We start from the raw sequence: 14,626 nt of genomic DNA, 5'->3' as shown, positions 1-14,626 counted from the left end.
AAATTCTCTGTGCTGGCGTCAGGCCGCAGCGTTGTCACGGCGCTGCCGGCCGCCGCGATCGCCGCCGCCACCAGTCTCACCTTCGGCCATTCTCTTGTCCTGGGCCATCGGATCGTGCTCGAGGATCTCGCCCTTGAAGATCCAGACCTTGACACCGCAGGTGCCGAAGGTCGTGAACGCGGTCGCAACGCCGTAGTCGATGTCTGCGCGCAGCGTGTGCAGCGGCACGCGACCTTCGCGGTACCACTCCATGCGCGCGATTTCCGCACCGCCCAGACGTCCCGAGCAGTTGATCCGGATGCCTTCCGCGCCGAGACGCATCGCCGACTGGACGGCGCGCTTCATGGCGCGGCGGAACGCCACGCGGCGCTCCAGCTGCTGCGCGATCGACTCGGCCACCAGCGTCGCATCGAGCTCCGGCTTGCGGATCTCGACGATGTTGATGACGACGTCGGACGAGGTGATGTCCGCGACCTTCTTGCGCAGCTTGTCGATGTCGGCGCCCTTCTTGCCGATCACCACGCCCGGACGAGCCGAGTGGATGGTGACGCGGCACTTCTTGTGCGGGCGCTCGATCACGATGCGGGCAACGGCCGCCTGCTTGAGCTCCTTGTGCAGGATCTCACGGATCTTGACGTCCTCATGCAACAGCTTGCCGTATTCCTGCTTGCCGGCGTACCAGCGGGAATCCCAGGTCCGGTTGATGCCGAGACGCAGACCGATCGGATTGATCTTTTGACCCATCGTGTTCTCCTGCGTCCCTTAAGCCGCTGCTGCGGCTTCGACCTGACGAACGATGATCGTCAGCTGTGAAAATGGTTTGTAGACACGGCCCGAACGGCCACGGCCGCGGGCGGCAAAGCGCTTCATCACGAGGCCGTTGCCGACGAAGGCCTGTGCCACGACGAGATCGTCGACGTCGAGGTCGTGGTTGTTCTCGGCGTTGGCAATAGCCGATTCCAGGCACTTCTTCACGTCAACCGCGATCCGCTTGCGCGAAAACTGCAGGTCGGCGAGCGCAGCAGCCGCCTTCCGGCCGCGAATGAGCTGGGCGACCAGGTTGAGCTTCTGCGGGCTCACCCGCAGCATCCGGGCGACCGCCTTGGCCTCGTTCTCGGCGAGGCTCCGTTCGCGCTTAGGTTTGCTCATCGTTTAATCCTCAAGCCTTCTTGGCTTTCTTGTCCCCGGAGTGGCCATGGAAGGTACGGGTCGGCGAGAACTCGCCGAACTTGTGACCGACCATTTCCTCGTTGACGGCCACCGGCACGTGCTTCTGACCGTTGTAGACGCCGAAGGTCAGGCCGACGAATTGCGGCAGGATCGTCGAGCGACGGCTCCAGATCTTGATGACGTCATGACGGCCGGACGAGCGCGCGGCATCTGCCTTCTTGAGCAGAGAACCCTCGACGAACGGGCCTTTCCAGACTGAACGAACCATGTCCGGCGTTCCTTACTTCTTCCGCTTGTGGCGGCTTAGGAGAATGAATTTGTTGGTCGACTTGTTCGAGCGGGTCTTCTTGCCCTTGGTCGGCTTGCCCCACGGAGTAACCGGGTGGCGACCGCCCGAGGTACGACCTTCACCACCGCCGTGCGGATGGTCGATCGGGTTCATCGAAACGCCGCGGTTGTGCGGCTTGCGGCCCAGCCAACGGTTGCGGCCGGCCTTGCCGATCGACGTGTTCATGTGATCCGGGTTCGACACCGCGCCGATCGTGCCGCGGCAACGGCCGTGCACCAGGCGCTGTTCGCCCGAGTTCAGACGGATGATCACGTAGTCCTGGTCGCGACCGACGAGCTGGGCGTAGGTGCCCGCGGAACGGGCGAGCTGGCCGCCCTTCCCGATCTTGACCTCGATGTTGTGGATGATCGTGCCGACCGGCATGTTGCCGAGCGGCATGACGTTGCCCGGCTTCACGTCGACATAATTGCCGGCAACGACGGAATCACCGACGGCCAAACGCTGCGGCGCCAGGATATAGGCCTGGGTGCCGTCTTCGTACTTGACCAACGCGATGAACGCGGTGCGGTTCGGATCGTACTCCAGCCGCTCGACCGTCGCGGGCGCATCGACCTTGTCACGCTTGAAATCGACCGTACGCAGTGTCCGCTTATGACCGCCGCCGCGGAAGCGCACCGTGATGCGACCGGTGTTGTTGCGGCCGCCAGAGGAGTGCTTGCCTTCGGTGAGCGCCTTGACCGGCTTGCCCTTGTAGAGGGCCGAACGATCGACCATGACCAGCTGGCGCTGGCCCGGCGTCGTGGGATTGAATGTCTTCAGTGCCATCGTCGTACGACCTTACAGACCGGTGGTCACGTCGATCCGGTGACCCTCTTCGAGAGTCACGATCGCGCGCTTGGAGTTCGACTGCGAGCCGAGATTGCCGCGGAAGATCTTGGTCTTGCCCTTGCGGACCAGCGTGTTGACGCTCTTGACCTTGACGTCGAACAACTTCTCGATCGCTTCCTTGATCTGCGGCTTGGTCGCCTTCGCGGCCACCTTGAACAGCACCTTGTTGTGCTCCGAGGCGATCGTGGCCTTTTCGGTCACGACCGGCGACAGGATCACGTCGTAATGGCGAGGCTCGATGTTCTTCGTCATTTGAAGCGCGCCTCCAGCGCATCGATGGCGGCCTTGGTCAGAACAAGCTTCCGACGGCGCAGGATGTCATAGACGTTGATGCCCTGGATCGGCAGCACGTCCATGTTCGGGATGTTGCGGGCCGCAGCGGCGAAGCCGTTGTTGAGCTCGGCACCGTCGATGATCAGCGCGTTGGTCAAGCCGAGACCGGAGAAATGACCGAGCAGCGCCTTGGTCTTGGCAGCTTCCAGGGCGGCCTTGTCGATCACGATGAGATCGCCGTCCTTGGCCTTGGCCGAGAGCGCATGCTTGAGGGCGAGCGCACGGACCTTCTTCGGCAGGTCGGTGGCGTGCGAACGCACCACCGGACCGAAGGCACGGCCACCGCCGCGGAACTGCGGCACGCGAGCCGAGCCGTGACGAGCACCGCCGGTGCCCTTCTGCTTGTACATCTTCTTGCCGGTGCGCCAGATCTCGGCGCGGCCCTTGGCCTTGTGCGTACCGGCCTGGCGCTTGTTGAGCTGCCACTGCACGCAACGTGCAATGATGTCCTGGCGCGGCTCGAGGCCGAAAATGGTGTCGGAAAGCTGGACCGAACCGGCTTCCTTACCTTCGAGGGTCGTGACCTTCAATTCCATCTCACGCCTCCTGCGCAGCCGGAGCAGCGTCCGCTTCGCCAGCAACCTTGAACTTGCCGGGCTTCGGAGCTTCCTTCGGCAGCGGCTTCTTGACGGCGTCGCGCACGCGGATCCAGCCGCCCTTGGAGCCGGGAACGGCGCCTTCGACGAGGATCAGACCGCGCTCGACATCGAGCTGGACGACCCGAAGGTTGAGCGTGGTGATGCGGTCGACGCCCATGTGACCGGGCATCTTCTTGTTCTTCCAGGTCTTGCCCGGGTCCTGACGGCCACCGGTCGAACCGATCGAACGGTGCGAGACCGAGACGCCGTGAGTGGCGCGCAGACCGCCGAAGTTCCAGCGCTTCATACCGCCGGCAAAACCCTTGCCGACGGAAGTGCCGGTGACGTCGACGAACTGACCGACGACAAAGTGGTCGGCCAGGATCTCGGCACCGACGGGGATCATCTGATCCGCGGAGACGCGGAATTCCTCGACCTGCCGCTTCGGCTCGACCTTGGCGACCGCGAACTGGCCGCGCTCCGCCTTGGGCATGTACACGGTCTTGCGGCTGCCAGAACCAAGCTGGAGCGCGACATAACCGTTTTTCTCTTCGGTGCGGTGGCCTACGACCTGGCAATTGCCGAGCTTCAGCACGGTCACGGGGATATGTTCGCCGGCCTCTGTAAAGACCCGCGTCATCCCGACCTTTTGTGCGATCACTCCGGAGCGCATCGGCGTGCTTCCTGTTCTTTCTGTCCGCTAGTGGCGAACGTGATCCAAAAATCTTAGAGCTTGATCTCGACGTCGACACCGGCGGCCAGGTCGAGCTTCATCAAAGCATCGACGGTCTGCGGGGTCGGATCGACGATGTCGAGCAGGCGCTTGTGAGTGCGCATCTCGAACTGCTCGCGGCTCTTCTTGTCGACGTGCGGCGAACGGTTGACGGTGAACTTCTCGATGCGGGTGGGCAGCGGAATGGGTCCGCGGACCTGCGCGCCGGTGCGCTTCGCCGTGTTCACGATCTCGCGGGTCGACGTATCGAGGATACGATGGTCGAACGCCTTGAGACGGATGCGAATGTTTTGGCCGTTCATTGCCGTGGTCTTTCTTCAGTGGGGTGGCGAATAGCGAATAGCGAATGTCACATTCGCTATTCGCCGATCCCTATTCTCGTAATTACTCGATGATCGAGGCGACGACGCCGGCGCCGACGGTGCGGCCACCTTCGCGGATCGCGAAGCGGAGCTTCTCTTCCATCGCGATCGGCACGATCAGGTGCACTTCCATCGCGATGTTGTCGCCCGGCATCACCATCTCGGTACCTTCCGGCAGATGCACGACACCGGTCACGTCGGTGGTGCGGAAGTAGAACTGCGGACGGTAGTTGGTGAAGAACGGGGTGTGGCGGCCGCCCTCTTCCTTGGTGAGGATGTAGGCCTCAGCCTTGAACTTGGTGTGCGGCTTGACCGAACCCGGCTTGCACAGCACCTGGCCGCGCTCGACGTCCTCACGCTTGGTACCGCGAAGCAGCGCACCGATGTTGTCGCCGGCTTGGCCCTGATCGAGCAGCTTGCGGAACATTTCGACGCCGGTAACCGTGGTCTTCTGCGTGGCGCGCAGACCGACGATCTCGATTTCCTCGCCGACCTTGACGATACCGCGCTCGACACGGCCGGTCACGACGGTGCCACGGCCCGAGATCGAGAACACGTCTTCAACCGGCATCAGGAACGGAAGGTCGACCGGACGCTCCGGCTGCGGAATGTAAGCGTCGACCTGCTTCATCAGCTCGAGGATGGCATCATGGCCGAGCGTCTTGTCGGAATCTTCGAGAGCGGCGAGCGCCGAACCCTTGATGATCGGGATGGTGTCGCCCGGGAATTCGTACTTCGAGAGCAGCTCGCGGACCTCGAGCTCGACGAGTTCGAGCAGTTCCGGGTCGTCGACCATGTCGCACTTGTTGAGGAACACGACGAGCGCGGGAACGCCAACCTGGCGGGCGAGCAGGATGTGCTCGCGGGTCTGCGGCATCGGACCGTCAGCGGCCGACACGACCAGGATCGCACCGTCCATCTGGGCAGCGCCGGTGATCATGTTCTTCACGTAGTCGGCATGGCCGGGGCAGTCGACGTGCGCGTAGTGGCGGTTCTTGGTTTCGTATTCGACGTGCGCCGTCGAGATCGTGATGCCGCGCGCCTTCTCTTCCGGCGCCTTGTCGATCTGGTCGTACGCCGTGAACGTCGCGCCGCCGGCTTCGGCGAGGACCTTGGTGATCGCCGCGGTCAGCGACGTCTTGCCATGGTCGACGTGACCGATGGTGCCGATGTTGCAGTGCGGCTTGTTACGTTCAAACTTTGCTTTGGCCATTTGACTCTCCGTTCAATCGTCAGTTCGAGACCGACGACAATCAGGCAAACTTCTTCTGGACTTCTGCCGACACGTTGGCCGGCGCTTCTGCGTAGTGGTCGAACTGCATGGTAAAGGTCGCGCGACCCTGGCTCATCGAGCGCAGGTTGTTCACGTAACCGAACATGTTCATGAGCGGCACCATCGCGTTGATGACGTTGGCATTGCCGCGCATGTCCTGACCCTGGATCTGACCGCGCCGGGAATTCAGGTCGCCGATGACCGAGCCGGTGTAATCTTCCGGGGTCACCACTTCGACCTTCATGATCGGCTCGAGCAGGACGGACTTGCCCTTCTGCAAGGCTTCGCGGAATGCAGCACGCGATGCGATTTCGAAGGCGAGCGCCGACGAGTCGACGTCGTGATACTTGCCGTCGACGAGCTGAACCTTGACGTCGACCACGGGGAAGCCCGCAACGACACCAGAGCCCATCACGCTGTTGAGGCCCTTTTCGACGCCGGGGATGTAGTCCTTCGGAACCGCACCGCCGACGATCTTGGATTCGAACTCGTAACCCTTGCCGGGCTCGTTCGGCTCGACCACGATCGACACTTCCGCGAACTGACCGGTACCGCCGGTCTGCTTCTTGTGAGTGTACTTGACCTCTGCCCTCTTGGTGACGCGCTCACGGAACGCCACCTGCGGCGCGCCGATGTTGGCATCCACCTTGTAGGTGCGGCGAAGAATGTCGACCTTGATGTCGAGATGGAGTTCGCCCATTCCCTTGAGGATGGTCTGGCCGGACTCCTGGTCGGTCGACACGCGGAAAGACGGATCCTCCGCGGCCAGCTTCGCCAGAGCCACGCCGAGCTTTTCCTGGTCGGCCTTGGACTTCGGCTCGATCGCGATCTCGATGACCGGCTCGGGGAATTCCATCTTTTCGAGGATCACCGCCTTGTCGGGATCGCACAGCGTGTCACCGGTGCGCGCTTCCTTCAGGCCAGCCAATGCGACGATGTCGCCGGCATAGGCTTCCTTGATGTCTTCGCGGTTGTTCGCATGCATCAGCAACATGCGGCCGATGCGCTCCTTGCGGTCGCGCGTCGAATTGATGACGCCGGTACCCGACATCAGCGTGCCGGAATAGATGCGGCAGAAGGTGATGGTGCCGACGAACGGGTCATCCATGATCTTGAAGGCCAACAGAGCCAGCGGCTCCTTGTCGTCCGGCAGGCGAACGACCTCGTTGCCGTCTTCGTCGACGCCCTTGATGGCGGGCACGTCAACCGGCGACGGCAGATAATCCACGACCGCGTCGAGCAGAGGCTGCACGCCCTTGTTCTTGAAGGCCGAGCCGCACAATACCGGGAAGAACGCGCCAGTCAGCACGGCCTTGCGGATCAAGCGCTTCAGCGTCGCCTGATCGGGCTCATTGCCGTCGAGGTATGCGGCGAGAACGTCGTCGTCGAGCTCGACGGCGGCTTCCAACAGCTTCTCGCGATATTCCTTGGCCTTCTCGACCATGTCCTCGGGAATATCGATGTCCACGAACTTGGCGTCGAGCTTCTCTTCTTCCCAGACCACGCCCTTCATACGAACGAGATCGACCAAGCCCTTGAAGTTATTCTCGGAGCCGATCGGAAGCTGGATCGCGATCGGCTTCGCGCCGAGGCGGTCGACGATGTCCTGCATGCACTTGTAGAAGTCAGCGCCGGTCTTATCCATCTTGTTGGCGAAGACGATGCGCGGAACCTTGTACTTGTCACCCTGGCGCCAGACCGTCTCGGTCTGGGGCTCGACGCCCTGGTTCGAGTCGAGCACGCACACGGCGCCATCGAGCACGCGCAGGCTGCGTTCGACTTCGATGGTGAAGTCGACGTGGCCGGGAGTGTCGATGATGTTGAGACGCTTGCCTTCCCAGAACGCGGTGGTCGCGGCCGACGTGATCGTAATGCCGCGCTCCTGCTCCTGCTCCATCCAGTCCATCGTCGCGGCACCTTCGTGCACTTCGCCGATCTTGTGGCTCTTGCCGGTGTAATAGAGGATGCGCTCGGTGGTCGTGGTCTTGCCGGCATCGATATGCGCCATGATACCGAAGTTACGGTAGTTCTCTATGGCATGAACGCGGGGCATGGAGTGTTCCTTAGATTCCGTGTGTCGCCGTTACCAGCGATAGTGCGAGAAGGCGCGGTTGGCTTCCGCCATCCGGTGCACGTCTTCGCGCTTCTTGACGGCGTTACCCCGGTTGTTCGACGCGTCCAGGAGCTCCGCAGAGAGCCGCTCGGTCATCGTCTTCTCGTTGCGATCGCGCGCAGCCGAGATCAGCCAGCGAATGCCCAGCGCCTGACGGCGCACCGAGCGAACTTCGACCGGAACCTGATAGGTCGCGCCGCCGACGCGGCGGGAGCGCACTTCGATCGTCGGCATGACGTTCTCGAGTGCCTGCTCGAACACGCCGAGCGGGTTCTGCTTGGTCTTGCTTTCGATGAGGCCGAACGCGCCGTAGACGATGCCTTCGGCGACCGACTTCTTTCCGGCGTACATCACCGAATTCATGAACTTCGTGACGATGATGTTCCCGAACTTCGGATCGGGAAGGACTTCGCGCTTTTCGGCAGAATGGCGACGAGACATGGACCTGGTTCCCGCTTACTTCGGACGCTTGGCGCCGTACTTCGAACGGCGCTGCTTACGGTTCTTGACGCCCTGGGTATCCAGAACGCCGCGGAGGATGTGGTAGCGCACGCCGGGCAAGTCCTTGACGCGACCGCCGCGGATCATGACCACCGAGTGCTCCTGGAGGTTATGGCCCTCACCGGGGATGTAGCCGATCACCTCGAAGCCATTGGTCAGGCGCACCTTGGCAACCTTACGAAGCGCCGAGTTCGGCTTCTTCGGGGTCGTGGTGTAAACGCGCGTGCAAACACCGCGCTTCTGCGGCGACTGCTGCAGTGCCGGCACCTTCTTGCGCGACTTCTGCACTTCCCGCGGTTGAGCGATCAGCTGGTTGATCGTCGGCATCCTGGCATTACCCTTTGTGTTCTGCCGCGGCCCGTCGCCGGGTCCGCAAATTCTTTCGAGCTACCCGCCCGACGAGGCCGCCTTGCGCGGAACAATCCGCACAAAGCGAAATCGCGCCAACCACCCATCAACGGGCGGAAAGCGCTTCGACGCCACAGAGGACCGCAGTAGTTGGACCGGTCAGCTTGAGGCTGCGGTCCGCGCACCGAGGTCATGCATCCGAATTCGATCTCAAGAGAACATGCTCACGAGACCTAAAATCGCACTGGCATTGCCTAGCTATGATCGACAGCGTTTGAGCGGCATTCGTCGAGGTTGGTGCCCGTCCTGGCGATCCCCAGGGGGATCAAACGGGTGGCCCGTTCCGACGTTGGCGATGCTCACCGCCTGTCGTTAAGTGAGGGGGTTCTATAAGTGGGAGTCGGTCAAGTCAAGGCGAAACGTCAGTCAGAAGCGCTTCCCGCGCCTGTCGAATTCGCTCCCTGGGTCGCTCGCTGCGCCTTCGCGAGGTGGAAACGAAGAGCGCGTTCCGACACCTCGAATCCAATTTATACCCGGGTTAAATATACTTTTATGACCGTTGGCTAAGGCTTTCTTTCCGGTTGGAGCGCCAATGTACCGCCTTGGGCAGAGATTGGCGCCATGCGGTACACCGACATTGCCATTATCGGCGGGGGATTGTCCGGCTCGACCGCCGCCGCGATGCTCGGCCGTAGCGGCATTTCGACCATCCTGATCGATCCGCATGAGAGCTATTCTGCGGACTTTCGAGTCGAAAAACTCAGTGGTCACGTGCAGGTCGGGCGATTCCTGCAGACGGGAATCGCCGAATCGGTGCTGCGCCGCGCGACCTTTGTGGGTGAGAACTGGATCGCGCGCTTCGGCCGCCTTCTCGACAAGGCGCCGAGCCGGCAGTTCAACATCCTCTACGATTCCCTCGTCAACGCTGTCCGCGACGAAATTCCTGCCGGCGTCGAGCGCATCTGCGCCAAGGCCGTCTCGGTCGAAACAAGTGCGGAGCGGCAGAAGGTCACTCTCTCCAACGACGAGATGGTCTCCGCCCGGCTGGTCGTGCTCGCCAACGGCCTCAATGTCGGCCTGCGCCATCAGCTGGGAATCACGCGAAAGATCGTCAGTGCCTGCCATTCGATTTCGATCGGGTTCGACGTGGTGCCCGCGGGACGGGACTCGTTCGACTTCCCGGCGCTGACCTATTTCTCGGAACGGCCGAGCGACCGCATCCCCTACCTGACGCTTTTTCCGATCGGGACGCGGATGCGCGCCAATCTGTTCGTCTACCGCAGCTTCGACGATCCCTGGCTGCTTGAGCTGCGCCGCGCGCCCGCCGAGACGCTGAACGCCGCGCTGCCACGGCTCAAGCGCATCACCGGACCATTCGACATTCCGGGTGAGCTGAAAATCCGCCCGGTCGATCTCTATGTGAACGATGCCAGCGGCCAGCCGGGTCTCGTGCTGGTGGGCGATGCCTTCTCGACCTCCTGCCCGGCCGCCGGCACCGGATGCGACAAGGTCTTCACCGACGTCGAGCGGCTCTGCAACCTCTACATCCTGCAGTGGCTGGCCTCCGACGGGATGGATACCAGCAAGATCGCCACCTTCTACGCAGATCCGGTCAAGCGGGCGTGCGACGATTGGTCGGCGGCGAAGGCGTTCGACTTCCGCTCAGTCTCGATTGCGACGAGCCCCTATTGGACGGCGCAGCGCTGGGCACGCTTCATTGCCTGGTCGGTTCAGGGGCTATTGCGACCGCTTGGAGGAGCCTTCGATCTGGAGCCGAACTTCCTCGGTCACTCCTCCTCATCGTCCTCGTCGAGATCGTCTTCATCCTCGTCGTCATCGTCGCTGTCTTCGTCGACGTGAGCCGGCGCGCCATGCGGTTGGTGGATCTGGTCGTTCCACAGCTTGCGATAGGTGCCGTTCTTGGCGAGCAGCTCGGCATGCGAGCCGCGCTCGATCGCCCTGCCCCCTGAAATCACGATGATCTCGTCCATCTCGACCACCGAGGTCAGGCGGTGGGTCGACCAGATCATGGTGCGGCCCTTGGCAACCTTCAGCAGCGTGCGGTTGATCGCGGCTTCCGTGGTCTGGTCGAGCGCCGAAGTGGCTTCGTCCAGCAGCAGTACGGAGGGATTACGGATGACCGCGCGCGCGATCGCGATGCGCTGGCGCTGGCCGCCCGACAAGGTATCGCCGCGCTCGCCCACCGGCGTGTCGTATCGCTGCGGCAGGCTCATGATGTAACGGTGGATCTCGGCCTTCTTGGCCGCCTCCTCCACCTCCTCGTCGGTCGCGCCCTCCTTGCCGAGCCGGATGTTCTCCCGGATCGACATGTTGAACAGCATGTTCTCCTGGAACACCACCGCCATGCTCCGGCGCAGGGAATCCAGCGTTACCTTGCGGACGTCGACGCCGTCGATGGTGACGCGCCCCTCATCCGGCACATAGAGCCGCAGGATCAGATTCAGCAGCGTGCTCTTGCCGGAGCCCGAGGGACCGACGATGGCAATGCGCTTGCCGACATTGAGCTTGAGGCTGAGATTGTCCAGCACCGGCGTCTGGCTGCCTTCGTACTGGAACGTCACGTGGTCGAAGGTGATGTCGTTGGTGATGCGGGGCAGATCGGGCGCGCCGGCACGATCGGCGCTGCGCGTGGGCTCGTCGAGCAGCTCCTGCATATGACGGATAGCGGCTGCCGCGGAGATCGACACGGGGATGAAATGCATCACATGGGCGATGTTGTAGGACACCTCCCAGAACGCGCTCTCGAAGGTGACGAAGGTGCCGATGGTGATCTGACCCTTGGTCGCCAGATATGCGCCGATCGCGAGCACGACGAGATGCAAGAGCAGCACCGAGATGGTGACCGTCCGCTCCACCATGGTCGAGAGGAACGCCGCCGAGGCCATCCTGTTTCGCGTCTCGTCGTTGCGAAAGGTGAAGAAGCCGAACATCCGGCGTTGCAGGCTGAACGCCTTGATCACGGCCTGCGCCGCGACGTTCTCCTGCACCATGCCGAGCAGCGCGGACTCATTGAGCTTCTGCTCGTAATTCGCCTGAACGGCCTTCGGTGTGAGCATGCGCGGACCGATCAGCGTGATCGGAAACACCAGCAGCGCAACCGCCGCGAGCTGCCAGTTCAGGAACACCATCAGGATGATGCCCGCGATCAACTCCAGGAACGGCAATGCCGCGCTGTTGGCGAAGGTCTTGACCGAGCCCTCGAAGGCCGCGAGGTCGACTGAGAAGCGCGACAGGATCTCGCCGCGCTTGGTTCGGCCGAAATAGGCCGCCGGCAGGTCCTGGACGTGCTCGAACAGCCGTTTGCGGACGTCGGAAATGATGCACGCCGCGAGCCGCGCATCCCAGCGCTCGTACCAGACCGCGACGATCGAGGTGAAGATGCCCGCGACCGCGAGCACGCCGAGGATCTTGTACAGCGCCTGGAAATCCTCCTCGCCGAGCGCGTCGTCGATCAGGTATTTCAGGCTGAGCGGCATGATGACGTTGAATAGCGTCTCGACGAAGACGCCGAACGCCACGAACGACAGCATCTGCTTGTAATTGACCAGGAAGGGTTTGACGAAGCCCAGGATGGTCGCGAGCGCGCCGGCGGCCTCGCGCGCGGTAAAGACGACAAGGTCCTCGTCCTCATCGTCGTCATCGAGCTCCAGCCCCCCATCCTCCTCGTCTTCATCGTCCTCGTCGTCTTCGAGGTCCGGCTTGGCGGTAGGGACAAGCTTGTCGTCGAGCTCGGCCGCCTGTTCCGCGGCGAGCTTCTGTTTGTCGGGCGGGAGGGGCTTGGACGCCATGAAACCAACCGATGCTGACGGCCGGCATGACCGCAGAGAAAGACGGAAATAGCGGAAACCGCTATTGCATCGATTCTATGCGATCAAGATGAATTCGGCAAAACAATTGGCGAAGGCGCCCGTTTCAGGCGGCTAGTCGTCTTCCTCGTCCTCGACCTTGTCGAAAAAGGAATAGCGCAAGGAATCGGCGTCGGCGTACCACTGACCCGGACCCTTGTTGGCGGCGAGCGTCGCCTCCCAGAGCGCGTCGGTGCAGTCCTTGCGGTGCATCGACAGCTCGAAGCCGTTGCCGAAGAACAATTCGGACCATTCCCACCAGGTACCGAGCTTCTTGACCCCACGCAGGAGGTCGTAGCGGTCGATCAGTGCCGGCGCCATGTCCGAGGTGACCGAGCCGAACACGAGCCCGGTCTTGACCACGCGGTTCAGCTCCCTGATCGCACGAACCACCTGCTTCGGGGAAACATGGCAGAGGCTGGTCTCGAACACGAAGTCGAACGCGCCGTCCTTGAACGGCATGTCGGTGATCGAACCGAGCTTGTTGTACTTCTTCAAGGCCTTCGGCGTTCTGGCGTGAATGGTGCGGTTGTTCTCGATGCCGAAGGCATCGATGCCGCGATCGCGCAGCGCGCCGACAAGCTCGCCGCTGGCCGAGCCCGCGATCAAGAGCTTCGTGCCTTTGGCCTTGCCCCAGACGATGCCGATCAGTTTTGTGAGATAGTCGGGATCCGTGAAGTGTTGCCACGCTTCGCTGTAGGGACCCTGGCCGCGATAATTGTCAAAATAGTCGCGATCGATCTTGTCCGAGAGCGGCTTGTCGTCCTGCGAACGCTCGCGGCGCAGGCGCATCATCTCGGTCAAGATGATGTCGGTCGCCGCGTCCGAGGAATCGAGCAGGCCGTTCAGCGTCGAGTCGAACAGATAGTCGCCGACCACCACGATTCCGGGATGTTCCTTCGGCTCGGGCCGGTGATTGGTCATGACGTCGCGCACGGGCAAGCCGCCTGGAATCGCGTTCACCGACGACAGCCAGCGGTGGATCTTGCCTTCCATGAAATGCGCGCGCGCATCGCCGAGCGATGTCGGCAGCGATTTCAGCACGGCATCGATCAGCTCCTGGTCGGAGAGATTCGCAAAGGCCAGCGCGTCGGAGCCCGGAATCAGCCAGTTCAGCACGCCGTGCTTGCCCACATCGTGGCGCGCGCCCTCGTTATAGACGCAGCAACCGCCAAAGGCTTCCGACATGAACCAGGCGCCGGCGATCTTGTCGCCCCAGAACGGCGTGTCGAACAGGATCGAGACACGCAAATAGTGCGCAGGGCGGTCGAAGTACGAGACGTGCTTGACCATCGACTTGCGAAGCTGTTCGCCCTCCCAGCCGACGGTCCCGAGCCAGGAATGCGGCAAGCAGACCAGCACAAGGTCGAAGTCGCGCGTCTCCGGCCCCTTGCCGTTCATCATCTTGAGTTGATAGCGGCCGGTCGGCGCCTTGCCGACCGTGAGGACGCGATGATTGAGCTGGATGTCGGCATTGACCTCCGACTGGAGGCACTCGATGAGCTGCTCGTTGCCGTTCTGGATGGAATAGAGGCCGATATAGCCGTCGACGTCCATCAGGTAATTCTTGAGCGCGTTGAGCCCGTTAGTGTTGTGGCTCTCGGTCGCGAGGTCCGAGCGCGCCATCACCTTGAAGAATCGCTTCGCGGTCTCGTCCTCGACCTCCTCGTCGAGCACCTGTTCGGCGGTCTTGTAGGCCCAGGGATTCTCGTTGTCGTGCGCGCCGACGCCCTCGTAATACTCGATCGGCGTCATCGCCTCGGCGCAGCGCTTACGGAACGCCTCGATTGCGGCCGCGGTCTTGGCGCCGTATTTGCGGCGCATGCCCGCGACGTCGTTGAGGAGTTCGCCGCCGAACTGCACCTGCTCGGCGTCCATCGGAATGGTCTGCAAGCCGAAATGCTGGATCAACTCGCGCAACGGATCCGGCCCGGTCATCGAGTAGTCGTAGATCTCGGCAACGCCGGCCTCGTACATCGCGGGCGCAGAATCGAATTTGCGCGTGACGATCTTGCCGCCGAGCCGGTCGGATGCCTCGTAGATGGTGACGCGGCAGAGGTCGCCGAGCTTGCGCTTCAGATACCAAGCGCTCATCAGCCCGCCGGGGCCGCCGCCTACGATTGCGAGATCAAGCATGAGAATTCCGTGGTCTCCGGCCCGCCCCCTTCACGG

15 protein-coding genes are annotated in these 14,626 nt (G+C 62.4%); 1 reads left to right on the top strand and 14 read right to left on the bottom strand.

Annotation, left to right across the window (positions count from 1 at the left end):
• Nucleotides 1–18: 18 nt before the first annotated feature.
• The 12 genes from rpsC to rpsL form a co-directional block, all read right to left on the bottom strand.
• Nucleotides 19–744: a 30S ribosomal protein S3 gene (gene rpsC, locus AC0L2F_RS27810; protein WP_007611608.1), complete on the bottom strand. Its 726-nt coding sequence runs from the start codon at nucleotides 742–744 to the stop codon at nucleotides 19–21.
• Between the two features lie 18 nt (nucleotides 745–762).
• Nucleotides 763–1,149, bottom strand: coding sequence for a 50S ribosomal protein L22 (rplV, locus tag AC0L2F_RS27805; RefSeq protein ID WP_007603022.1), 387 nt, complete (start codon nucleotides 1,147–1,149; stop codon nucleotides 763–765).
• 10 nt (nucleotides 1,150–1,159) lie between these two features.
• Nucleotides 1,160–1,438: a 30S ribosomal protein S19 gene (rpsS, locus tag AC0L2F_RS27800; protein ID WP_007603021.1), complete on the bottom strand. Its 279-nt coding sequence runs from the start codon at nucleotides 1,436–1,438 to the stop codon at nucleotides 1,160–1,162.
• Between the two features lie 12 nt (nucleotides 1,439–1,450).
• Nucleotides 1,451–2,284: a 50S ribosomal protein L2 gene (gene rplB / locus AC0L2F_RS27795; protein ID WP_007611609.1), complete on the bottom strand. Its 834-nt coding sequence runs from the start codon at nucleotides 2,282–2,284 to the stop codon at nucleotides 1,451–1,453.
• A 12-nt stretch (nucleotides 2,285–2,296) separates the two neighbouring features.
• Nucleotides 2,297–2,599, bottom strand: coding sequence for a 50S ribosomal protein L23 (locus tag AC0L2F_RS27790; protein ID WP_007603019.1), 303 nt, complete (start codon nucleotides 2,597–2,599; stop codon nucleotides 2,297–2,299).
• Nucleotides 2,596–3,216, bottom strand: a complete 621-nt coding sequence (rplD, locus tag AC0L2F_RS27785; RefSeq protein ID WP_007603018.1) for a 50S ribosomal protein L4 — start codon at nucleotides 3,214–3,216, stop codon at nucleotides 2,596–2,598. Before rplD ends, AC0L2F_RS27790 begins: the two co-directional genes overlap by 4 nt.
• Nucleotide 3,217: 1 nt before the next feature.
• A complete protein-coding gene (gene rplC / locus AC0L2F_RS27780) occupies nucleotides 3,218–3,931 on the bottom strand; it encodes a 50S ribosomal protein L3 (protein WP_007603016.1) in 714 nt (237 codons plus the stop codon).
• Nucleotides 3,932–3,984: 53 nt separating this feature from the next.
• On the bottom strand, nucleotides 3,985–4,293 hold the full coding sequence (gene rpsJ / locus AC0L2F_RS27775) for a 30S ribosomal protein S10 (RefSeq protein WP_002712302.1): 309 nt from the start codon (nucleotides 4,291–4,293) through the stop codon (nucleotides 3,985–3,987).
• Nucleotides 4,294–4,375: 82 nt separating this feature from the next.
• The gene (tuf, locus tag AC0L2F_RS27770; protein WP_018456453.1) at nucleotides 4,376–5,566 is read right to left on the bottom strand and encodes an elongation factor Tu; all 1,191 of its coding nucleotides are present in this window, start codon (nucleotides 5,564–5,566) and stop codon (nucleotides 4,376–4,378) included.
• A 40-nt stretch (nucleotides 5,567–5,606) separates the two neighbouring features.
• Complete coding sequence (gene fusA, locus AC0L2F_RS27765) at nucleotides 5,607–7,679, bottom strand: elongation factor G (RefSeq protein ID WP_473250612.1); 2,073 nt, start codon at nucleotides 7,677–7,679, stop codon at nucleotides 5,607–5,609.
• Between the two features lie 30 nt (nucleotides 7,680–7,709).
• On the bottom strand, nucleotides 7,710–8,180 hold the full coding sequence (gene rpsG / locus AC0L2F_RS27760) for a 30S ribosomal protein S7 (RefSeq protein WP_007603009.1): 471 nt from the start codon (nucleotides 8,178–8,180) through the stop codon (nucleotides 7,710–7,712).
• Nucleotides 8,181–8,195: 15 nt separating this feature from the next.
• Nucleotides 8,196–8,567: a 30S ribosomal protein S12 gene (rpsL, locus tag AC0L2F_RS27755; RefSeq protein WP_007603006.1), complete on the bottom strand. Its 372-nt coding sequence runs from the start codon at nucleotides 8,565–8,567 to the stop codon at nucleotides 8,196–8,198.
• A gap of 642 nt (nucleotides 8,568–9,209) precedes the next feature.
• Here rpsL and AC0L2F_RS27750 point away from each other — a divergent pair.
• Nucleotides 9,210–10,448 carry an FAD-dependent oxidoreductase gene (locus AC0L2F_RS27750; RefSeq protein ID WP_473250611.1) on the top strand — a complete coding sequence of 413 codons (1,239 nt, stop codon included), beginning with the start codon at nucleotides 9,210–9,212 and terminating at the stop codon, nucleotides 10,446–10,448.
• Here the strand turns inward: AC0L2F_RS27750 and AC0L2F_RS27745 are convergent.
• Entirely contained in the window at nucleotides 10,376–12,397 is a 2,022-nt protein-coding gene (locus AC0L2F_RS27745; protein WP_063995931.1) for an ABC transporter ATP-binding protein, read from the bottom strand. The genes AC0L2F_RS27750 and AC0L2F_RS27745 overlap by 73 nt on opposite strands.
• Before the next feature lie 132 nt (nucleotides 12,398–12,529).
• A complete protein-coding gene (locus tag AC0L2F_RS27740) occupies nucleotides 12,530–14,590 on the bottom strand; it encodes an FAD-dependent oxidoreductase (protein WP_473250610.1) in 2,061 nt (686 codons plus the stop codon).
• Nucleotides 14,591–14,626 lie beyond the last annotated feature (36 nt).

The sequence above is a fragment of the Bradyrhizobium sp. Ken64 genome, from assembly GCF_055807555.1.
This window is presented reverse-complemented; position numbering and strand designations above follow the sequence as displayed.

Bases quoted from the DNA above. Each gene is read 5' to 3' on its own strand.
- AC0L2F_RS27790 (WP_007603019.1), bottom strand. From the start codon at position 2,599: ATGACGAAGAACATCGAGCCTCGCCATTACGACGTGATCCTGTCGCCG.
- AC0L2F_RS27740 (WP_473250610.1), bottom strand. From the start codon at position 14,590: ATGCTTGATCTCGCAATCGTAGGCGGCGGCCCCGGCGGGCTGATGAGC.
- rplB (WP_007611609.1), bottom strand. From the start codon at position 2,284: ATGGCACTGAAGACATTCAATCCCACGACGCCGGGCCAGCGCCAGCTG.
- rplV (WP_007603022.1), bottom strand. From the start codon at position 1,149: ATGAGCAAACCTAAGCGCGAACGGAGCCTCGCCGAGAACGAGGCCAAG.
- AC0L2F_RS27750 (WP_473250611.1), top strand. From the start codon at position 9,210: ATGCGGTACACCGACATTGCCATTATCGGCGGGGGATTGTCCGGCTCG.
- rplD (WP_007603018.1), bottom strand. From the start codon at position 3,216: ATGGAATTGAAGGTCACGACCCTCGAAGGTAAGGAAGCCGGTTCGGTC.
- tuf (WP_018456453.1), bottom strand. From the start codon at position 5,566: ATGGCCAAAGCAAAGTTTGAACGTAACAAGCCGCACTGCAACATCGGC.
- rplC (WP_007603016.1), bottom strand. From the start codon at position 3,931: ATGCGCTCCGGAGTGATCGCACAAAAGGTCGGGATGACGCGGGTCTTT.
- rpsS (WP_007603021.1), bottom strand. From the start codon at position 1,438: ATGGTTCGTTCAGTCTGGAAAGGCCCGTTCGTCGAGGGTTCTCTGCTC.
- rpsL (WP_007603006.1), bottom strand. From the start codon at position 8,567: ATGCCGACGATCAACCAGCTGATCGCTCAACCGCGGGAAGTGCAGAAG.
- rpsJ (WP_002712302.1), bottom strand. From the start codon at position 4,293: ATGAACGGCCAAAACATTCGCATCCGTCTCAAGGCGTTCGACCATCGT.
- rpsG (WP_007603009.1), bottom strand. From the start codon at position 8,180: ATGTCTCGTCGCCATTCTGCCGAAAAGCGCGAAGTCCTTCCCGATCCG.
- rpsC (WP_007611608.1), bottom strand. From the start codon at position 744: ATGGGTCAAAAGATCAATCCGATCGGTCTGCGTCTCGGCATCAACCGG.
- AC0L2F_RS27745 (WP_063995931.1), bottom strand. From the start codon at position 12,397: ATGGCGTCCAAGCCCCTCCCGCCCGACAAACAGAAGCTCGCCGCGGAA.
- fusA (WP_473250612.1), bottom strand. From the start codon at position 7,679: ATGCCCCGCGTTCATGCCATAGAGAACTACCGTAACTTCGGTATCATG.